Raw genomic sequence first — 1369 nt, forward strand, 5'->3', positions numbered from 1 at the left:
CATTGGCGCTTATTATCTGCTGCGCAATTTTTCTCAATAGTCTGGCGGCTGCGGCATCGTAGCGAATAAACTCGACATCGACACTGTGCGGTTTGAGCAAATGTTTAATTGCTTTGGCAATGACAGGAAACATCGGATGTTTTTTCTGATAAGCGACGGTAATCGATTTACCTTGTTGCGGGACTTCACCAACTGATGTCGGTCTTAAGTCAATCCACCCCGGTTTTAAACCAAATGCTTGCAGTACACCCAGTTCAATCACTTTATCTTGGGGAACGTGCGCGTAGATTTGATGACTATTTAGTGTTTGGCTTAAAAATTCGGCCCAACGTGGGTCTTTTGCGATGCCAGTGTTTTTGTTAAGCAGCAAGAAGGTACAACCCGGATCGAGTTCCACTTCATCGGTCGACGCTTGTTTGTTCATTTGTGGCTTGGACAGGCTTGGATACACCATTGATGAGTAGGCTTCATCAATCACCCACACTTCAACTTGGTCCAGCAGTGGACGAAACCCAAAATAGCCATCGAAAGCAGTAAGGATAAGGCGTTTGTCGTCGTTCACTTTTACTTGGAACGGACCTGTGCCAATAGGCTTACGGTCAAAATCCTCAGAGCGAAGCGCTTGTGGCAATAAGACTTTGGCTTGAGACTCGCTCAATGCTAACGGTAAATAGCGATCTGGACGAACAAGCTTAATATCAACGGTCCAAGGCTGTGGTGACGAAACTTGCTGAATGTGAGAGAACAAATTCAATCCACTCAAAGCAAGAATGCTCTCTACAACACAATCTGTCGTGAGTGGTTCGCCATTATGGAAGCGTACGCCACGACGCAAATAGAAACGCCAATGAGTGTCAGAAAGCGCCTCCCACGTATGTGCGAGATCCGGTTGAAGCTGTTCACTTTCATCAAGACGCGTTAAGCCGCTAAAAACTTGTCGCGCGATGTGTTGTTCCGAGCGACGCATCGGCTTTTGCGGATTCAGCATGGCTAACGGTCGGTAATAAGGCAATCTTACGACTTGCTCGCCTTGTCGATGCTGCAATCCCAAATAACCTTGAATCACCTGGGTTAAACGTGCGGCGTCATTGTCTAACGCATCGAGCGCCTGTCCAATTTTTCCTTCGTCTAGATAGCGTCTCGCTAAGTTTTCGCTTACGTCACTACGATTGCGTTTAAAGATCAGTTTGGATAGTTTGCCTCGGCCAGCAGCCGGGTGCCATTCTATCCACCCTTCTTCTTCGAGCTTATTGAGAACGATACGCGCATTTCGTCGCGTACAAAACAGAGCGTCGGTAATGTCTTCTAGCTGAACTTCTGTGTCGTTACCGGCAAATTTTTCAAAGAGTGTTTCGAACTGAACACGTAA

Annotated in this window: 1 protein-coding gene; it reads right to left on the reverse strand. The window is 46.9% G+C overall.

Annotated elements, in window-relative coordinates; genetic code table 11:
* The coding region (locus R8269_RS24505; RefSeq protein WP_318222814.1) for an SgrR family transcriptional regulator at window positions 1–1369 on the reverse strand (1369 nt) is incomplete at both ends.

It is taken from the genome of Vibrio sp. Vb0667 (assembly GCF_033391095.1).